Source organism: Xanthobacter dioxanivorans (genome assembly GCF_016807805.1).
Lineage (GTDB): Bacteria > Pseudomonadota > Alphaproteobacteria > Rhizobiales > Xanthobacteraceae > Xanthobacter > Xanthobacter dioxanivorans.
The window spans coordinates 5,649,751-5,666,906 of the sequence record NZ_CP063362.1; the positions used below are offsets into that span (position 1 = coordinate 5,649,751).

Consider the following 17,156-nt stretch of genomic DNA (forward strand, 5'->3'; position numbering starts at 1 on the left):
GACGAAAGACACAGGCCGTGAAGGGAGCGTCTTGATCCGGCTCAACATCCTGCCGGCCGCGCTGGAATATGGTATGTCAAGAACAAGCGCGCGAAGACGCGTCCAACAGGTATCCGCCAGGGAGACGCCAAGGCCCATGTCCACTCTGCTCGTCACTCATCCCGCGGGCCTGAAGCACGCGACGCCCCCCGGCCATCCGGAGCGGGCCGACCGGCTGCGCGTCCTCGACCGCATCTTCGAGCAGGAGAAATTCTCCCATCTGGTGCGCGACCTCGCCCCCCTCGGCGCGCGTGACGACATCATCCGCGTGCACCCGGGCGACTTCGTCGACGCCATGGGCGAGGCGACGCCGCAAGACGGGCTGGTGCGCATCGATTCGGACACCGTGCTCTCCCCCGGCAGCTGGGAAGCCGCCCTGCGGGCGGTGGGCGGGGCCTGCTTCGCGGTGGACGAGGTGGTGGAAGGCAAGGTTTCCAACGCCTTCGTCGCCATGCGCCCGCCGGGGCACCATTGCGAGACGCGCAAGCCCATGGGCTTCTGCCTGCTCAACCAGGTGGCCATCGCCGCCCGCCACGCCCAGGCGAAGCACGGGCTCGGCCGCGTCGCCATCGTGGATTTCGACGTGCACCACGGCAACGGCACCCAGGAGATCTTCTGGGCCGACGACAGCGTGCTCTACTGCTCCACCCACGAGATGCCGCTCTATCCCGGCACCGGGGCGGTGAGCGAGACGGGCGTGGTCAACACCATCGTCAACGCACCGCTGCGCTCGGGCGACGACGGGACGGTGTTCAAGGAGGCGATGGAGACGCGCATCCTGCCGCGCATCACCTCCTTCGCGCCGGAACTCATCCTGATCTCCGCCGGCTTCGACGCCCACGTGCGCGACCCTCTGGCCTCCCTGCGCCTCGTGGACACGGACTTCGCGTGGATCACCCGGCGGCTGATGGAGATCGCCGACGCCAAGTGCCAGGGCCGCGTGGTCTCGGTGCTGGAGGGCGGCTACGACCTGGAAGGCCTCGCCTCCTCCGCCTCCGCCCACGTCTCCGCCCTCATGCACGGCTGAGCGGCGTCCCTCAGCGATGCTCGCCGGCGGGCAGGTAGGGCCGCAGCGCATGGGCGAGCTTGGCGGCCGTCAGCGTCTGCAGCCACACCTTGCCGGGTCCGGTCAGGTGGGCGAGAAACAGGCCGTCGCCGCCGAACAGCATGTTCCTCACCCCCGGCACGGTGGTGATCTCGAAGCCGACGCTCTCCTCGAACATGCCCACGTGGCCCGGATGGACCAGAAGGTCCTGCCCGGCCTGGAGCGTGTAGCTCACGATCTCCCCGCCCAGCTCGATGAAGGCCGTGCCCTCGCCGGTGAGGCGCTGGAGCACGAAGCCGTCGCCGCCGAACACCCCCGCCCCCAGCGACTGCTGCACCCCGACGCCGACGGACAAGCTCGGCGCGCCGGCGAGGAAGCCGTGGCGGTGGACCAGGAAGCCCTGGCCCGGCGCCACATGCGTCTCGATGATGTTGCCCGGCACGGTGGCGGCGAAGGCCACGAGGGCCTCCCCACCTTGCGCCGTGAACTCGGTCATGAACAATCCGCCGCCGGAGATGGCGCGGCCGAGGACGCCGAAGAAGCCGGAGGCGCCGCCCGCCCCCGTGGTGGTGCGCATGGCGACGTTGGAGGTCATCCAGCTGAGACGGTCGGTCTCGGCCAGGATCGTCTCCCCGGCCTCCAGCGTTACGGTGAGCACGGGAAGCGTGGTGCCGGAAATCTCGCTGCGCATGCGATCCTCGGGTCTGCCCGGCAGCGCGCCGGGACGGTGGCGGTTCGGACAGGCTAAAGGCGGCATCAGCGAATGGGAATCGGCGACACCGGCGAAGCCCCGGCCATGAGAGGGAAAAAATCGTGAGACGGCTCGCCTTTCGTGCATTTTTTCTTGCGTTTCTGCCGGCCCTCGCCGGTGCTCCCGCCGCCGCCCAGCAGGCGGTCACCCTGCCCTATTTCAACGCGCCGGCGGACGGCGAGCCGATCCGCCGGCCGCCCACTCTGGGCCTTGCCGTGGGCGGCGAGGTGCACCGGGCGGTGATGGATACGGGCTCCACCGGCGTGGTCATCTCCGCCACCTCCATCGCCGACTTCGACACCCTGCCCGTGCTGGGGCCGGGGAAGCTCACCTATTCCTCCTCCGGCCGCATCATGCGCGGCGTGTATGTGGAGGCGCCGGTGACGGTGGTGGGCGCGGACGGCACACGCTTCACCACCCGGCCCATCCGCATTCTCGCGGTGACGCGCATCGACTGCCTGCGGGCCGCCCGCTCCTGCACCCCGGTGAAGGCGCCGCGGCGGGTGGCCATGCTCGGCATCGGCTTTGCGCGGACCCGTGACGAGGCACCGGGCACGGGCCCGCGGGGCAACCCCTTCCTCAATGCCCCGGGCATGGGCACGCCGGACCGGCTCGGGGCCCTGGGGCGCGGCTATGTGGCGGGGCGGCGATCGGTGACGGTGGGGCTCGCGGCGGCCGACAAGGCCGGCTTCCGCCTGGTCAAGCTCAAGGCCGACCCGCCCACGGGCGACTGGGCGGCGACGCCCGTCTGCCTCGCCCTGGACGGCCGCGCGCCAGCCGCCTGTGGATCGCTTTTGATGGATACCGGCGTCACCACCATGTTCCTCACCCTGCCGGACGCGCAGACGGCGGGGCTCGCGACCCTCGACCCGCGCGGCGCCACGGTGCTGGCGGACGGCGTCGCCCTCGCCGTCTCGCCGGGCGAGGGGCAAGGCGCGCCGGCCTATGGCTTCACGGTGGGCGATCGCGCCGACCCGGTGGTGCCGGAGCGGGTGATCCTGGTGGGGGCGGGCAGAATGGGCAGGAACCCGCGCGCCCCGTTCGTGAACACCACGGTGCGGGCCCTCAATGCCTTCGACTATCTGTTCGATGCGGACGCCGGGGAGGTGGGCTTCCGCCCCCGCTCCCCGGCCCCGTGAAGAGCGGCGCTTGCGCGCCGTTCAACCCCCATGTGAGAGAGCGGCGCTTGCGCGCCGCTCAGGCCCAAGTGAGAGCAGCGGCGCTTGCGCCGCTCAGGCCGGCTTGAAGCTCTGGCCGGCGAACGGCAGGCGATGCACCGGCCGGCCGGTGGCGGCGAAGATGGCGTTGGCCACCGCCGGCGCCAGCGGCGGCACGCCCGGCTCGCCGATGCCCGTGGGCGCGGCGTCCGAGGCGACCATGTGCACCTCCACCTTCGGCATCTCCGACATGCGCAGCGGGGCGTAGGTGTCGAAGTTCGCCTGCTCCACCGTCCCCTTGTCGAGGGTAATGGCGTCGTGCAGTGCCGCGCCCAGGCCGAAGCCGACGCCGCCCTCCACCTGCGCCCGCACCACGTCCGGATTGACGATCCGGCCGCAATCCACCGCCGCCACCACGCGCTGCACCTTGATGCCGCCGTCGGCGAGGGAGAGCTCCACCACCTCCGCCACATAGGTGTTGAAGGAGCGGTGGGCGGCGATGCCCCGCGTCACGCCCGCCGGCAGCGGCGTGCCCCAGCCCGCCTTGTCGGCGGCGAGGCGGATGACACCCTTCAGCCGGTCGTCCTTGGCGTGGGCCAGGCGGAACGCCACCGGGTCCTGCCCGGCGGCGCGGGCGAGCTGGTCCATCATCACCTCCACCGCATAGGCGGTGTGGGTGTGGCCCACCGAGCGCCACCACAGGACCGGTACGCCGGTCTTCATGGAGGTGAGCTCCACCTTCAGGTTGGGGATGTCGTAGCCGCCGTGGGTGCCCTCGACGGAGGTCTCGTCGATGCCGTTCTTCACCATGACCGATTCGAAGAAGGTCCCGGCGAGGATGGACTGCCCCACCACATGGTGATGCCACGCCACCGGCTTGCCCGAGGCATCCACCGCCGCGCGCACCTTGTGCAGGTAGAGCGGGCGATAATAGCCCGCCTTCATGTCGTCCTCGCGGGTCCAGACCAGCTTCACCGGCACGCCCTTCCCGTGGGCCTTGGCGATGGCCACCGCCTCCACCACGAAGTCGGAGCTGGCCAGCGCCCGGCGGCCGAAGCTGCCGCCGGCCCACAGGGTGTTGATCACCACCTTCTCCGGCGGAACGCCGGCGGCGTGGGCCGCGTTCGGCACGTCGGCGGAGGGGAACTGGGAGCCGGTCCAGATGGTGACCGCCCCGTCCTTCAGCTGCGCCGCCGCGTTCATGGGCTCCATGGACGCGTGGGCGAGGTAGGGGAACTCGAACTCCGCCTCCACCAGCTTCACGCCCGGCGTGGCCAGGGCCTTGTCCACGTCGCCCTCGGCCTCGGCGACGGTGCCGGCCTTGGCCAGGGCGGCGCGATACGCGGCCACCAGGTCGGCGGTGCTGCGCGTCTCGGCGCCGCTCTCGTCCCATTCCACCTTCAGGGCGTCGCGGCCCTTGATGGCGGCGTGGGTGGTGGTGGCGAGCACGGCGACGCCCTGCGGCACCATCACCACGTCCGAAACGCCCTTCACCGCCTTGGCGGCGCCGGCATCGAAGCGCGTCGGCTTGGCGCCGAAGCGGGGCGGATGCGCCACCACCGCCACCAGCATGCCCGGCAGCTTGAGGTCCTGGGTGTAGATGCGGGCACCGGTGGTCTTGGCCAGATTATCGACCCGGTGCACGCCTTCCTTGCCGATGAGGGTGAAGGCGGACGGCGCCTTCAGCGCCGGCTCGGCCGGCACGGCCTCCCTGGCGGCCGCTTCCGCCAGCGCGCCGAAGCCGGCGCTGCGGTTGCCGGCGCTCACCACGCCGTTGGCAACCTTCACCGTGGAGGGATCGACCCCCCACTGCCGCGCGGCGGCGGCCACCAGCATGGCGCGGGCGGCGGCGCCGGCCTTGCGGTAGACGTCGTAGCTGGCGGCGATGGAGGTGGAGCCGCCGGTGCCCTGGGCGCCGCCGAACGCGGCGTTGCCGTAGCGCTTGGCGTCGGCGGGAGCGAACTCGGTGGTGACCTTCGACCAGTCGGCATCCATCTCGTCGGCGGCGAGGGTGGCAAGGCCGGTGGCGGTGCCCTGCCCCTTGTCGAGATGCTTGATGATGACGGTGACGGTTCCATCCGGGGCAATCCGGACGAACGGATTGAAGGCTGTGCCGCCGGCCTCGGCGGCCTCGGCCGGGGCGCCGAAGCCCAGCATCAGGCCGACGCCCACCCCGCCCATGGCGGCAAGGACGAAGCGGCGGGAGAGGGGCGCCTCGGCGGCGGAGCGCAGCGTGGCCGCCACGGCGGCGAAGGCGCCGTCTTCCAGGTTCTGGAGCAGGTGCATGGCGTCAGGCCTCCAGCCGGCGGGCCGCGTCGTGGATGGCGGCGCGGATGCGGTGATAGGTGGCGCAGCGGCAGACATTGCCGTCCATGGCATTGTCGATGTCGGCGTCGGTGGGTTTCTTGTTCTCGGCGAGCAGCGCCACGGCGGACATGATCTGGCCGGACTGGCAATAGCCACACTGGACCACGTCGAGGCTGGTCCAGGCGGCCTTCACCGCCTCCGCCTCGCGGCCGGAAACGGCCTCGATGGTGACCACCTTGGCATCGCCCACGTCGCCCAATGCCGTCTGGCAGGAGCGCACGGGCGTGCCGTCGAGATGCACGGTGCAGGCGCCGCACAGGGCCTGCCCGCAGCCGAACTTGGTGCCGACGAGATCGAGCTCGTCGCGCAGGACCCAGAGGAGGGGCGTATCGGGATCGGCGTCAATGGTGCGCGCCTGTCCGTTCACAGTAAGTGTGACGGCCATGGAAACCTCATGTGTGAGAAGCACAGTGAAGCCTGTGCGATCGTTGAGGAGCGTGGGGTGCGATCCGACGCACCCCCAAAGGACATGGCGCCGCCCCCGACGCGGATGTCCTGCACGCGCAGGTTATCGCCCAGGCTCGAATGTTTCCAGACAGGGGCCGGTCACGATACGGGGAGCAGGCCGCCGGCCGCCCGGTCTCAGGCCCCGGCCGGCCAGCCGGCGATGATCGCAAGCTGCTCCTGCGGACGTTCCACGGTGATCTCGCGGCGGCCCAGGAACACCGCGCCCGCCTCGCCATCGAGGGAAAGCCAGTCGCCTTCGGCCACGTCGGCCGCGCCAAGGCGGGCGCGGCGGGTGGCGAGGTCGATGGCGAGCGCCCCGCAGCCCACCACGCAGGCGCGGCCGAGCTGGCGGGCGACCACGGCCGCATGGGCGGTCCGCCCGCCGACGGTGGTGAGCACGCCGGCGGCGAGCGCGAGGCCGGCGATGTCGTCCGTCGCCACGTCCGGCCGCACCAGGATCACCGGATCGCCCGCGCCGGCGAGCCGCCGCGCCGCGTCGGCATCGAAGGCGATGCGGCCGCTGACCGTTCCCGACGAGGCCGGAACCCCCCGCGCCACCGCCTCCGCCGTGCCGGTGAAGCGCGAGGTCCCCACCGCGTCGAGGTCCACGCCCTCCAGCAGGGCCCGGCCCTCCGCCGGCGTGCGTACGCCTTCGGCGACGAGGTCCACCGCGATTTTCAGCGCCGCGCGCGGGGTGCGCTTGGCGGCGCGGGTCTGGAGGAAGAACAGGCGCCCCTCCTCGATGGTGAATTCCACATCCTGCACGTCGCGATAGGCGGCCTCCAGCGCGGCGACGCCCTCGGCCAGCTCCCGCGCCACCTGCGGCAGCGCCGCGTCGAGGCGGGCGAGCCCCACCGGCTGGCGGCGGCCCGACACCACGTCCTCGCCCTGGGCCTCGAACAGCATGTCGGCGTAAATCCCCGGCGCGCCGGTGGCGGGATCGCGCGAGAAGGCGACGCCCGATCCGGAGCGCACGCCCGCATTGCCGAACACCATGGCCTGCACCGTCACCGCCGTCCCGCTCAGCCCCTCCAGATGGTTGAGGCGCCGGTATTCCCGCGCCTTCGGCGCATCCCAGGAGCGGAACACCGCGTCCACCGCGTCCTTGAGCTGCGTCATCGGATCGGTGGGGACCGTGCAGTCGAAGCGGTCGGCGGCGAGCGCCAGGTAGAGATCGGCGAGCCGGTCGAGGGCGTCCGGGTCGAGCTCGCGGTCGGACGCCGCCGTCTCGGCGGCGAGCAGGGTGCGCAGGACCTCCTCGAACGGCCCGCGCGGCAGCCCCGCCACCACCTCGCAATGGCCCTCGATGAAGCGCCGCCGGCAATCGAAGGCGAGCCGGGGATTGCCGGTGAGGCGCATCAGGCCGCGCACCGTATCCGGGTTCATGCCCACGTCGAGCACGGTCTCCAGCATCCCGGGCATGGACTTCTCCGCGCCCGAACGCACCGAGACCAGGAGCGGCCGGCGGCGGTCGCCGAAGCCGCGCCCGGTGACGCGCTCCAGATAGGCGACGCCGTCGGCGAGAAGGCGATCCACCCCCTTCCGCGACCGCTCCCCGGCGCACAGGGCGGTGGACAGCACGAAGGCCGGCGGCACGTTGAGGCCGAGGGCGTGCATCCGCCACAGCTGCGCCGCCTTGGAGCCGAAGTCGGCCGCCGCCAGGGCGGCGGTGTCGCCCCCGGGCCGATGAAGGCCATGAGCGGCGGCGCCGCGTGCCGCGGGCCAGAATGGGACGGGCTGCGGGTCAAGACACGACCTCCTCGAGCACATGGGTCCGCAGCGCCAGGGCCGCCCTGGCGAGATGGTCGGTTCCGGTTTCGAGGGCGCGGGCGACCTCGATCGTCGCCAGCAGCGTCTGCGCCGGCGCCGCTGTGCCCAGCGCCGCCGCCAGCACCCTGCGCTGGGCGCTGTCGGCGCGCCGCTCGCCCTCCATCACGGCGTCGATGGCCTCCAGCGCGGCGGTGATGTCCTCGCGCTGGCCCGCCGGCCCCTCGCAGGCCGCCGCCACCGCCCGCACCAGGTCGCCGCAGCAGGCGATGGCCACGGCGGCGAGGTCCGCCAGCGGCTCCAGCGCTCCGCCATCCCGCGGCATGCGGGCGGCGCTCAAAAGGAACGCCGCCTCCTCGAAGGCGTCGTTGGCCTCCTCCACCCATTCGCTCACCGGCAGGAAGCCCTTGCCGCGCCCGAACGGCCCGCTGGCGAGATCGCGGGCCGCCAGCACCTGTCGGTCGGCCTTCTCCTCCAGCCGCTTCGCCCGATCGCGGAAGTCGGCGCGGACGGCCTCGGCGCTGTCCGGCGCGATCAAGGCGGCGGCCACGTCGGAGGCCAGCATGCGGGCGATGCCGAGCTGGTGCAAAGCCAGGGACAGCAGCTCCTGCTCGGCCGAGCCGAAGGAGCCGGCGAGCTCGGCCCGCACCTCGTCGCGGATGAGCCGCACCGAGCGGCGGGCGGCGAGCCCCGCGCTGGTCAGCCGCAGCACCTCGCCGAGCAGCCGCGCCACCGCCGCGGCGCCGAGGATGCGGTCGAGCCGGGCGCCGTAGGGCACGCGTCCCTCGGCGGAGTGCCGGACGGCGTCGAACACAAGCTCCGCGCCGCCCAGCTCCAGGAAGCCCCGGTGGCCGTGGCTCGATCGCGCGGCATCGCGCAGGAGGCGGATGGCGGTCGCCTTGTCCACGAAGGTCTGGAGCGCCTTGCGGGCCTTGTTCCAGTCGATGAGGAAGACGAGATGGGCGCCCACCGCCTCCAGAAACGCATCGAGGCCGGCATCCGCCTCCGCCGTGTAGCGGCCGGTCACCAGGTAGAAGCGCCCGGCATCGCCCAGCCCCTCGGCGCTGCGCTCGGCCAGCGGCGTCCATTCGGCGGCGAAGTCCTGGAACAGGGAGATGAAGAACCTGGCGCGGGAGCGGTGCACGTCGGTGTAGGTGACGGTGACCGCCCGCCCCTCCACCGCGACGATGATGACGTGGGCGTCGGTGGTGCCGATGTCGTTCTGGAGGATCAGCCGCCCGCCGCTGCGGCTCGCCGTGGTGTCGAGGCCGGGATGGCCGAAGGCGAGGCCGCGCGTGCGCGCCAGCCCGCGCATGAACGCCTCGATGCGCGGGCGGTCCTCGCGGGCCACGCCGAGGGCATGGGCGCCGGCGATGGTCTCCACCGCGATGCTGGCGGCGAGCTGGTTCAGCCCCTTGTGCAGGTCCATCACCAGGAGGTGGGCGCTGTCCTCCCCGCCGCGCCGGGCGGAGGTGATACGGGCGAGGGCGGCCGCGTCCAGCACGTCGCCGGCGATGGCGGCCAGCACGGCGCGCAGCCCCGACAGGCGGGCGGCGAAGGCGGGCGCGGCGTCGGCGCGGGCCGCATCGAGCGGCGCCGCCATCAGCGCGATGTCGTCGAGGATGCCGCCCACCAGCCGCCCGGCACCGGGAATGGCGGTGCTGCCGCCCGAAAGGGCATGCGCGCCAGCGACTGCCGCATCCAGGGCATCGTCGGCGGCGCCGGCGGCCCGGGCCTCGGCGTCGAGGACCGGGAGCGGGCGCCGCGGCGCCCTGGCGCGGGCGACGGCCTCCTGCAGGGCGGTCATGCGCAGCTTGGCCCGATCGTTGGCCTGGAGTGCCGTCTCGATGAGCCCCGGAAGCAGCAGCCCGCCTTCCCCGAGCTCCTCGACGATCTGCGTCTTCTTCATCCCGTGCATCCCCGTGATCGCGATGGAAGCCCTTGGCCGCCGGACGACCCGGCGCCCTGCCCTCTCCCGATCCAATGGCTGGAACGCATCCGCCAAGCCCGTGCCAGTCCGGCTCGGCTCTAGGCCGGAATTCTGACAGCCAGACGACAGCCCCCGCCTCGCCGCCTCCGCGCGCCGCGGCGAGGCGGAGGTGGAAATGGCCCGATTCTTGATTATATCTTCGCGGGATGGCCATGAAGATGCACCTGCTCACCCGCGAACTGATCGAATCCGGCGGCATCGACGCCATTGTGGCGCGCGATGCGCCAAGCCTGCCCGTGCTCACCGAAGCGGAGCGCGCCGCATCCCTGCGTGCCACGCTGGATGCCCGCCCGGCCGGCGATGCCTGGCTCTTCGCCTACGGATCGCTCATCTGGAACCCCACCATCCGCTCGGTGGAACACCGCACGGCGCGGATCGAGGGCTGGCACCGGGCCTTCTGCCTGTCCACGCCGCTGGGGCGGGGCACGGTGGAAAATCCCGGCCTCACCCTCGCCCTGGACGAGGGCGGCTTCTGCGACGGCGTCGCCCTGCGCCTCGCCGAGGACGCGCTGGAGGGCGAGCTGACCCTGCTCTGGCGGCGGGAGATGCTCTCCGGCGCCTACGTGCCGCGCTGGGTGGACCTGCTCGATGCCGAAGGCACCCGATTCGGCGGCGCCATCGCCTTCACCATCAACCGGGACAGCCGCCAGTATGCCGGCGGGCTCCCCGGCGAGGAGACCGTGCGCCGGCTGGCCACTGCCTGTGGCGCCATCGGCTCGGCGGCGGACTATCTGTTCGCCACCTGCGAGGGGCTGCGGGACCACGGCATCCCGGATCCCGTGCTGGAAGACCTCGCCGCCCGCGTCGCCGCCGCCCGCGACACGGACGCCTGACGGCGCGCCCTCAGGCCGCCGCCGGGGCGGCGGAGGCGCCCGCCGTGGCATCCTCGATCACCATGCGCGCGCCCTTCTCCGCGATCATGGCGGTGGGGGTGTTGGTATTGCCCGAGGTGATGGTGGGCATGATCGAGGCGTCGATGACCCTGAGCGAGCCGATGCCGATCACCCGCAGGCGCTCGTCCACCACCGCGCCGGGATCGTCCGGCCGCCCCATCTTCGCGGTGCCGACCGGGTGAAAGATGGTGGTGCCGATATCGCCCGCCGCCTTGGCGAGGGCCGCATCGTCGTCGCCCACCGCCGGGCCGGGCAGATATTCCTCGGGCCGGTAGGGGGCGAGCGCGGACTGGCGCATCAGCCGGCGCGTCACGCGGATGGCGTCCGCCGCCACCTGCCGGTCCTCGTCGGTGGACAGGTAATTGGGTGCGATCTGCGGCGCCGCGTCGAGGGCGCGGGTGGTGATGCGCACGAGGCCCCGCGAGGTGGGCCGAAGGTTGCAGGCGGCCACCGTGATGGCGGGGAAGCGGTGCAGCGGCTCGCCGAACTTGTCGAGGGACAAAGGCTGCACGTGGAACTCGATGTTCGCCCGTTCCTGCCGCGGGTCCGAGCGGGTGAAGATGCCGAGCTGGGACGGCGCCATGGTGAGCGGCCCGCGCCGGCGCAGCGCGTAGTCCACCCCCATCAGCGCCCGGCGCGGCAGGGAGTAGTAGGTCTCGTTGAGGGTGCGGATGCCGAAGACCTTGTAGATGGCCCGCTGCTGGAGATGGTCCTGCAGGTTGCGCCCCACTCCCGGCCGGTCCAGCACCATGTCGACGCCGAGCGGGGCCAGCCAGTCGGCGGGGCCGATGCCGGAGCGGTGCAGCACCTGCGGCGAGCCGATGGCGCCGGCGGACAGGATCACCTCGCCGGCGCAGCGCGCCTCGATGGCGCGGCCGTTCTGCACGTAGCGCACCCCCACCGCCCGGCCGTTCTCCACCACGAGACGGTCCACCAGCACCTGCGTCTCCAGCCGCAGGTTGGGCCGTGACAGAGCCGGCTTGAGGAAGCCGCGCGCCGACGACCAGCGCCGGCCGTTCTTCTGGTTCACGTGGAAATAGCCGGCGCCCTCGTTGTCGCCGGTGTTGAAGTCCGTCACCTGGCGGATGCCCATCTCCCCCGCCGCCGCGGCCACCGCATCCAGCACGTCCCAGGAGATGCGCGGCGCCTCGATGCGCCAGCCGCCACCGGCGCCGTGCACGTCGCTTTCGCCGAGGAAATGGTCCTCCAGCCGCTTGAAGGCCGGCAGCACGTCGTCCCAGCCCCAGCCGGAAAGGCCGAGCTGGCGCCAGTGGTCGTAGTCCGCCGCCTGCCCCCGCATGGAGATCATGGCGTTGATGGCCGAGCAGCCGCCGATCACCTTGCCGCGCGGATAGGCGAGCGCGCGGCCGTTGAGGCCCTTCTCCGCATCGGTCCTGAACATCCAGTCGGCGCGCGGATTGCCGATGGCGAACAGGTAGCCCACCGGGATGTGGAACCAGATCCAGTTGTCCTTGCCGCCCGCCTCCAGAATCAGCACCCGCTTGCGCGGATCGGCGGAGAGCCGGTTCGCCATGATGCAGCCGGCCGTGCCGGCGCCGACGACGATATAGTCGTAATCCCCGTCCAACCGTTCCATCGCGGCGCTCCTCCCTTATTGCTTGATCTCTCATCCCAGCTTGGAAATTTGCACTCAATGCCGATAAGGTCGGTTCCATTCTGCAAATTTGCAGGCGTTTGGCCATGGATTGGGACGCCCCATGGATTGGGATGATCTGCGCATCTTCCTTCAGCTCGCCCGCGCGGGGCGGATGGCGGGGCGGGGCGCGCCCTGGGCATCGACGACACCACCGTGGGCCGGCGCGTGGCGCGGCTGGAGAAGGAGGTGGGCGCGGCCCTCGTCGCCCGCGCCGGCCGGCGCACGGTGATCACCGAGCAGGGCCAGAAGCTGGCGCAGGCGGCGGAGGAGATCGAATCCATCGTCCTGCGCAAGATCGTCGGCCTCGGCGAGGACGAGATGCAGGTGGCCGGGCGGGTGCGCATCGGCGCGCCGGAGGGGCTGGGGGTCGGCTACCTCGCCCGGCGCCTCGCCGAGCTCTCGGTCATCAACCCGAAGCTGGAGACCGAGCTGGTCGCCCTGCCCCGCACCTATTCGCTGGCGAGCCGGGAGGTGGACATCGCCATCACCCTCGACCGGCCGGGACCGGGGCAGGTGAGCGTGAAGAAGCTCACCGACTACACCCTCGGCCTCTACGGCACGCCGGCCTATTTCGCCCGGCGCGGCCGGCCGGCGGCGCTGGCGGAGCTGAAGGACCACGCGCTGGCCGGGTACATTCCGGACCTCCTGTTCACCAACGCCCTGAACTTCTCGGCCGCCGATACCGGCATCGAGGTGTCCCCGGTCATCCGCTCCACCAGCGTGATCGCGCAGGTGAACGCGGTGCTGTGCGGCGCCGCCATCGGCGTCCTGCCCGGCTTCCTCGCCGCCGGCCACGCGGAGCTGGTGCCGCTGATGCCGGAGGCCTTCCGCCTCACCCGCAGCTACTGGGTGTCGGTGCACGACGACCTGCGGCGCCTCAACCGCATCCGCGCGGTGCTGGACGCCGTCACCGCGACCGTGCGCGCCGACCGGGCCATCTTCATCCGGCGCTGATGCTCACTGCCCCCGATAGGTGGCGTAGGCGAAGGGGGTCACCGTGAGCGGCACATGGTAGTCGCCCGTGGGCTCGTCGATGCAGAACACGACGGGCACCACGTCGAGGAAGGCGAAGTCGCCCGCCACCGCGCCGGTCCGGCGGAAATAGTCGCCCACGTGGAAGCGCAGCTCGTAGCGGCCGATGCGCAGCGGCGCGCCGGAGAGCAGGGGCTCGCCGGTCTGGCCGTGGGCGTCGGTCACCGCCTCCACCAGCGGGTCCGATGTCCCGCACGGCAGCGCGCCGGTCACCTCGTGCAGCGCCACGCGCATGCCCTGCGCCGGACGGCCGCGGCTGGTGTCGAGCACATGGGTGGTGAGGCGGCCGGCAAGGTCGGCGAGGCCGTGGCCGGCAAGGCGCGCGGCGAGGCGGTGGCGGGTGATCTGCGCGATCTCCCGCAGCGCCGCCGCCATCTCCTCGGCGCGGCTGGCGGCGAGCCGCCGCTCGAACACCTGGAGCATGGCTGTGCGGCCATAGTGGCGGGCGCACAGGATGAAGGGGAAGCCGAAGCGGGCGCGGTAGGCGGCGTTCAGCGCGTCCCAGCGTGCGGTCTCCGCCTCCGGCAGCCGGTCGAGGGAGAGAGCCGCCTGCTCGCGGGTGGACTCCGCCGTCATGGTGCCGCCCCGCGCCGCCGGTCCCGCAAGGTCCGGATGGCCGGCGAGCAGCGCCACCAGATCCGCCTCCGGCAGCGCGGCAACCAGTTCCACCATCGCGCGGTGGAGCGCATCGGCGCTGGCGAACGGCCGCAGGCGCGCCGCGCCCTCGGCCACGAAGGGGGCATGCTCGAACACCGTGCCGAGATGGGCGACGAAGGTCGCCACGTCGCAGGCGTTGAGCTCGGCCAGCGTCATCACCGGCTCGGGAATGGCGGGTTCGGGCGCGGGGACAGCCACGGTCATCACGCCACCTCCGCCAGGGCCCGCACCCGCTCGGTGGCGGACGGCAGGAAGGACGGGTCGAACACCTGCGCGAGCGCGGGCGGGCGGGCGAGCCCCTTGGCCGCCGAGATCAGCGCCACCGCCTCGGCGAGGCGGGCGGGGTCCACGTCGCCGAGGCCGCGCGTGGCGGCTTCGGGGTGGGCCATCTCCAGCGCCAGCGTGCCCTTGAGCCGGGCATGGTTGGCGGCGCGATCCATGGCCGGGTTGCGCCGCACCACGGCGTCGGTGGCCGCCTCCAGATCGGCCACCACATCGGCCAGGCCGCGATTGACGGCGCGCACGAGCCCGCGCACCGCCTCGGGGTGATCCCGCCGCAGCGCCCGCGACACCATCACCGCCGCCCCGTAGAGGGAGGGCACGTGGTGCTGCCATTCGAAATGCCGCAGCGTCGCCCTGGGGTCGATCCCCGCCTCCAACGCCTGGGCGTTGATGGTGTTGACGAAGCCGAACAGGCCGTCCCACTTCCCCGCCAGCATGAGCGGCACGATGTCCTTGTGGGGCAGATCGCTCACCTCCACCGTGATGCCCGAGGCGTCAAGCCCGGTGGCGCGGCAGAATTCGGGAAACATGCGCCAGGCCGCATCGTTCGGATGCGAGACCAGCCGGCGGCCCGCGAGGTCCGCGGGCGTGCGCACCGGCCCCGCCGCCGGCACGGCGATGGTGTAGGGCGAACGGTTGTGCATGGCGAACACCGCCACGGGCGCCGTGTCGGGCCGCGCGGCGGCGTGCTCCACCAGGGCGTTCATGTCGCCATAGCCGGCATCGAACGCGCCGCTGGCGATGCGCGGCACCGCATTGGCGAGGGTGTCGCCCTCGGTGAAGACCACATCGAGGCCCTCGTCGCGGAAGTATCCGCGATCATCGGCGAGGAAGAACCAGGCCTGGGGACCGGAATAAAAGGTATTGAGGATGAAGTTCAGGCGCACGGGCGCAGCCATGGGGAGCCTCCCTGGAAATCCGGATGAGCGGCACGGGTGGTGGCGGGTCAGTCTTCCTTCAGCGCCACGCGGCGGGTCTGCTTGACGCTCGGCAGCAGCATCAAGGCGAGCATGAGCACCGAGACCGCCAGCAGGCCGGCGCTGATGGGTCGCTCCACGAAGGTCACGGCATCGCCGCCCGAGAGCAGCATGGCGCGCTTGAAATTCTCTTCCATCATCGGGCCGAGGATGAAGCCGAGCACCAGCGGCGTCGCCTCGAAGCCGAGCTTGGCCATCACGTAGCCCAGCGCACCCATGATCACCGCGAGATAAACGTCGAACGAGGCATTGGCGATGGAATAGACGCCGATGGCGCTGAAGAAGAGGATGGCCGGGAACATGAGCCGGTAGGGCACCTGCAGCAGCTTCACCCATAGGCCCACCAGCGGCAGGTTGAGCACCAGCAGCATGAGGTTGCCGATCCACATGGAGGCGATCATCCCCCAGAACAGCGGGGCGTGCTCCACCATCACCTGCGGGCCGGGAATGATGCCCTGGATGGTCATGGCGCCCGCCATCACCGCCATGATGGCGTTGGAGGGAACCCCCAGCGTCAGCAGCGGGATGAAGGAGGTCTGCGCCCCGGCATTGTTGGCCGCCTCGGGCGCGGCGACGCCGGCGATGGCGCCCTTGCCGAAGCGCTCCGGCGTCTTCGACAGCTTCTTCTCCAGCGCATAGGCGCCGAAGGAGGCGAGCAGCGCGCCGCCGCCGGGCAGAACCCCCAGCACCGAGCCGAGGAAGGTGCCGCGCACGATGGGCAGCGCGCTCTCCTTCAGCTCCTCCCGCGTCGGGAACAGGTCCTTCAGCGGGATGGCGCCGATGCGGGTGAGGTCGCGCTCCAGGTTCAGGATGATCTCGGTGATGCCGAACAGGCCCACCGCGATGGCGACGAAGCTCATGCCGTCGGCCATGGCGTCGATGCCGAAGGTGAGGCGCGGCATGGGCGAGTTGGCATCCGTCCCGGCGAGGCCGAGGAAGATGCCGAACAGGATCATCACCACCGCCTTGTGCAGGGCGCCCGACGCCAGGACCATGGAGCAGACGAGGCCGAGCACCATGAGCGAGAAGTATTCCACCGGCCCGAACTTCAGCGCCAGCGACGCCATGGCCGGCCCGAACTGGGCGATGAGCAGGGTGGACACCGTGCCGGCGAAGAAGGAGCCGATGGCCGCGATGGCCAGCGCCGCCCCCGCCCGCCCCCGCCGCGCCATGGCGTAGCCGTCCAGGGTGGTGGCCACCGAATTGGCCTCCCCCGGCAGGTTGACGAGGATCGCCGTGGTGGAGCCGCCATATTGGGCGCCGTAATAGATGCCGGCGAGCATGATGAGCGAGGTGGTGGGGGCAAGATGAAAGGTCAGCGGCAGCAGCATCGCCATGGTGGCCACCGCGCCGATGCCCGGCAGCACCCCGATCAGCGTCCCCAGCAGCACGCCGAGGAAGCAGAACAGCAGGTTCTCGAACCCGGCGGCGACGCTCAATCCGAGCGAGATATTCTGCAACAGGTCCATGGGCGGCTCCCGGACGGGATGGATCGGGCTTCGGGTACTGGGTCCGCGTCTTTCAAGGTTCGCGTCCTTGCGGTCCGCGTCTTGGGTGAGTCCGTGTCCCGGGTCTCCCCTCTCCCGCAAGGGGAGAGGGCGCGCGGCGGCATGGGAGGCGAAAGCCTTCCCCCCGCTCCTCACCTCGGCCAGATGGGGATGGCGAGGCCAAGGCCCTTCACGAAGGCGACCGCGCCGAGCACGGCGAGCACCGCGCACAGGTAGGGCGTCTCGCGATGCCGCGTGATCGGGCTGGCAAAGCTCGCCACGTAGGTGGACGCCACCACCGCCAGCACGATGCCGTAGCGATCCACCAGCAGCCCGAACACGCAGACCGCCGCCGAGATCACCACGAGCGGGCGCCAGTGCACACGCTCTTCCACCGGCGCCTCGTCCCAGAAGCCGGCGAGCGTCATGCCGGCGCCGGCGAGGACGATGATCCAGGCGACGGCGCGCGGCACGTAGCCGGGGCCCATCTCCGCCAGGGTGCCGATGTCCAGGTCCCCGACCGCCAGGAGGCAGAAGCCGCCGAGGGCGAGGACGAACAGGCCGGAGAGGAATTCCCGGCGCCGCAGGAGAGCTTCGGGGTGAGGCAT

General features: G+C 71.8%; 14 protein-coding genes. 4 read left to right on the forward strand and 10 right to left on the reverse strand.

All coding sequences use genetic code 11. The features are described 5' to 3' along the window. The first annotated feature begins 136 nt into the window (after positions 1 to 136). Positions 137 to 1,066 carry a histone deacetylase family protein gene (locus EZH22_RS26310; protein ID WP_203193320.1) on the forward strand — a complete coding sequence of 310 codons (930 nt, stop codon included), beginning with the start codon at positions 137 to 139 and terminating at the stop codon, positions 1,064 to 1,066. 10 nt (positions 1,067 to 1,076) lie between these two features. Here the strand turns inward: EZH22_RS26310 and EZH22_RS26315 are convergent, their stop codons facing one another. Further along, on the reverse strand, positions 1,077 to 1,775 hold the full coding sequence (locus EZH22_RS26315) for a TIGR00266 family protein (RefSeq protein ID WP_203193321.1): 699 nt from the start codon (positions 1,773 to 1,775) through the stop codon (positions 1,077 to 1,079). A gap of 122 nt (positions 1,776 to 1,897) precedes the next feature. On the opposite strand from EZH22_RS26315, the gene EZH22_RS26320 reads away from it, so the two are divergent. After that, complete coding sequence (locus EZH22_RS26320) at positions 1,898 to 2,974, forward strand: hypothetical protein (RefSeq protein ID WP_203193322.1); 1,077 nt, start codon at positions 1,898 to 1,900, stop codon at positions 2,972 to 2,974. A 93-nt stretch (positions 2,975 to 3,067) separates the two neighbouring features. On the opposite strand, the gene EZH22_RS26325 is transcribed toward EZH22_RS26320, so the two are convergent. From EZH22_RS26325 to EZH22_RS26340, 4 genes are all read right to left on the reverse strand, one after another. Beyond that, positions 3,068 to 5,278 carry a xanthine dehydrogenase family protein molybdopterin-binding subunit gene (locus tag EZH22_RS26325; RefSeq protein WP_203193323.1) on the reverse strand — a complete coding sequence of 737 codons (2,211 nt, stop codon included), beginning with the start codon at positions 5,276 to 5,278 and terminating at the stop codon, positions 3,068 to 3,070. 4 nt (positions 5,279 to 5,282) lie between these two features. Continuing rightward, positions 5,283 to 5,744, reverse strand: coding sequence for a (2Fe-2S)-binding protein (locus EZH22_RS26330; protein WP_203193324.1), 462 nt, complete (start codon positions 5,742 to 5,744; stop codon positions 5,283 to 5,285). Positions 5,745 to 5,941: 197 nt separating this feature from the next. Beyond that, positions 5,942 to 7,423, reverse strand: coding sequence for a PEP/pyruvate-binding domain-containing protein (locus EZH22_RS26335; protein ID WP_231711159.1), 1,482 nt, complete (start codon positions 7,421 to 7,423; stop codon positions 5,942 to 5,944). Positions 7,424 to 7,550: 127 nt separating this feature from the next. Next, the gene (locus tag EZH22_RS26340) at positions 7,551 to 9,482 is read right to left on the reverse strand and encodes a hypothetical protein (RefSeq protein ID WP_231711160.1); all 1,932 of its coding nucleotides are present in this window, start codon (positions 9,480 to 9,482) and stop codon (positions 7,551 to 7,553) included. A gap of 233 nt (positions 9,483 to 9,715) precedes the next feature. On the opposite strand from EZH22_RS26340, the gene EZH22_RS26345 reads away from it, so the two are divergent. Beyond that, entirely contained in the window at positions 9,716 to 10,396 is a 681-nt protein-coding gene (locus EZH22_RS26345) for a gamma-glutamylcyclotransferase (protein ID WP_231711161.1), read from the forward strand. A gap of 10 nt (positions 10,397 to 10,406) precedes the next feature. Here the strand turns inward: EZH22_RS26345 and EZH22_RS26350 are convergent, their stop codons facing one another. Next, positions 10,407 to 12,053 (reverse strand): GMC family oxidoreductase, encoded by a 1,647-nt coding sequence (locus tag EZH22_RS26350; RefSeq protein WP_203193328.1) that lies wholly within the window; start codon positions 12,051 to 12,053, stop codon positions 10,407 to 10,409. Positions 12,054 to 12,266: 213 nt separating this feature from the next. Between EZH22_RS26350 and EZH22_RS26355 the strand changes: the two genes are divergently transcribed. Beyond that, positions 12,267 to 13,067 (forward strand): LysR family transcriptional regulator, encoded by an 801-nt coding sequence (locus EZH22_RS26355; RefSeq protein ID WP_203193329.1) that lies wholly within the window; start codon positions 12,267 to 12,269, stop codon positions 13,065 to 13,067. A 3-nt stretch (positions 13,068 to 13,070) separates the two neighbouring features. Here EZH22_RS26355 and uraD read toward each other — a convergent pair whose 3' ends face one another. From uraD to EZH22_RS26375, 4 genes are all read right to left on the reverse strand, one after another. Continuing rightward, positions 13,071 to 14,006 (reverse strand): 2-oxo-4-hydroxy-4-carboxy-5-ureidoimidazoline decarboxylase, encoded by a 936-nt coding sequence (gene uraD / locus EZH22_RS26360; RefSeq protein WP_231711162.1) that lies wholly within the window; start codon positions 14,004 to 14,006, stop codon positions 13,071 to 13,073. Beyond that, on the reverse strand, positions 14,006 to 14,983 hold the full coding sequence (locus tag EZH22_RS26365) for an ABC transporter substrate-binding protein (RefSeq protein ID WP_203193330.1): 978 nt from the start codon (positions 14,981 to 14,983) through the stop codon (positions 14,006 to 14,008). The genes uraD and EZH22_RS26365 overlap by 1 nt, the downstream gene beginning before the upstream one ends. 47 nt (positions 14,984 to 15,030) lie before the next feature. Then, positions 15,031 to 16,530, reverse strand: a complete 1,500-nt coding sequence (locus EZH22_RS26370) for a tripartite tricarboxylate transporter permease (RefSeq protein WP_203193331.1) — start codon at positions 16,528 to 16,530, stop codon at positions 15,031 to 15,033. Between the two features lie 170 nt (positions 16,531 to 16,700). Continuing rightward, the gene (locus EZH22_RS26375) at positions 16,701 to 17,156 is read right to left on the reverse strand and encodes a tripartite tricarboxylate transporter TctB family protein (protein ID WP_203193332.1); all 456 of its coding nucleotides are present in this window, start codon (positions 17,154 to 17,156) and stop codon (positions 16,701 to 16,703) included.

Excerpts from the sequence above, each read along its gene's own strand:
- EZH22_RS26310 (WP_203193320.1), top strand. The coding sequence starts at position 137 with ATGTCCACTCTGCTCGTCACTCATCCCGCGGGCCTGAAGCACGCGACG.
- EZH22_RS26315 (WP_203193321.1), bottom strand. The coding sequence starts at position 1,775 with ATGCGCAGCGAGATTTCCGGCACCACGCTTCCCGTGCTCACCGTAACG.
- EZH22_RS26325 (WP_203193323.1), bottom strand. The coding sequence starts at position 5,278 with ATGCACCTGCTCCAGAACCTGGAAGACGGCGCCTTCGCCGCCGTGGCG.
- EZH22_RS26330 (WP_203193324.1), bottom strand. The coding sequence starts at position 5,744 with ATGGCCGTCACACTTACTGTGAACGGACAGGCGCGCACCATTGACGCC.
- EZH22_RS26335 (WP_231711159.1), bottom strand. The coding sequence starts at position 7,423 with ATGCACGCCCTCGGCCTCAACGTGCCGCCGGCCTTCGTGCTGTCCACC.
- EZH22_RS26340 (WP_231711160.1), bottom strand. The coding sequence starts at position 9,482 with ATGAAGAAGACGCAGATCGTCGAGGAGCTCGGGGAAGGCGGGCTGCTG.
- EZH22_RS26345 (WP_231711161.1), top strand. The coding sequence starts at position 9,716 with ATGAAGATGCACCTGCTCACCCGCGAACTGATCGAATCCGGCGGCATC.
- EZH22_RS26350 (WP_203193328.1), bottom strand. The coding sequence starts at position 12,053 with ATGGAACGGTTGGACGGGGATTACGACTATATCGTCGTCGGCGCCGGC.
- uraD (WP_231711162.1), bottom strand. The coding sequence starts at position 14,006 with ATGACCGTGGCTGTCCCCGCGCCCGAACCCGCCATTCCCGAGCCGGTG.
- EZH22_RS26365 (WP_203193330.1), bottom strand. The coding sequence starts at position 14,983 with ATGGCTGCGCCCGTGCGCCTGAACTTCATCCTCAATACCTTTTATTCC.
- EZH22_RS26370 (WP_203193331.1), bottom strand. The coding sequence starts at position 16,530 with ATGGACCTGTTGCAGAATATCTCGCTCGGATTGAGCGTCGCCGCCGGG.
- EZH22_RS26375 (WP_203193332.1), bottom strand. The coding sequence starts at position 17,156 with ATGCCTCACCCCGAAGCTCTCCTGCGGCGCCGGGAATTCCTCTCCGGC.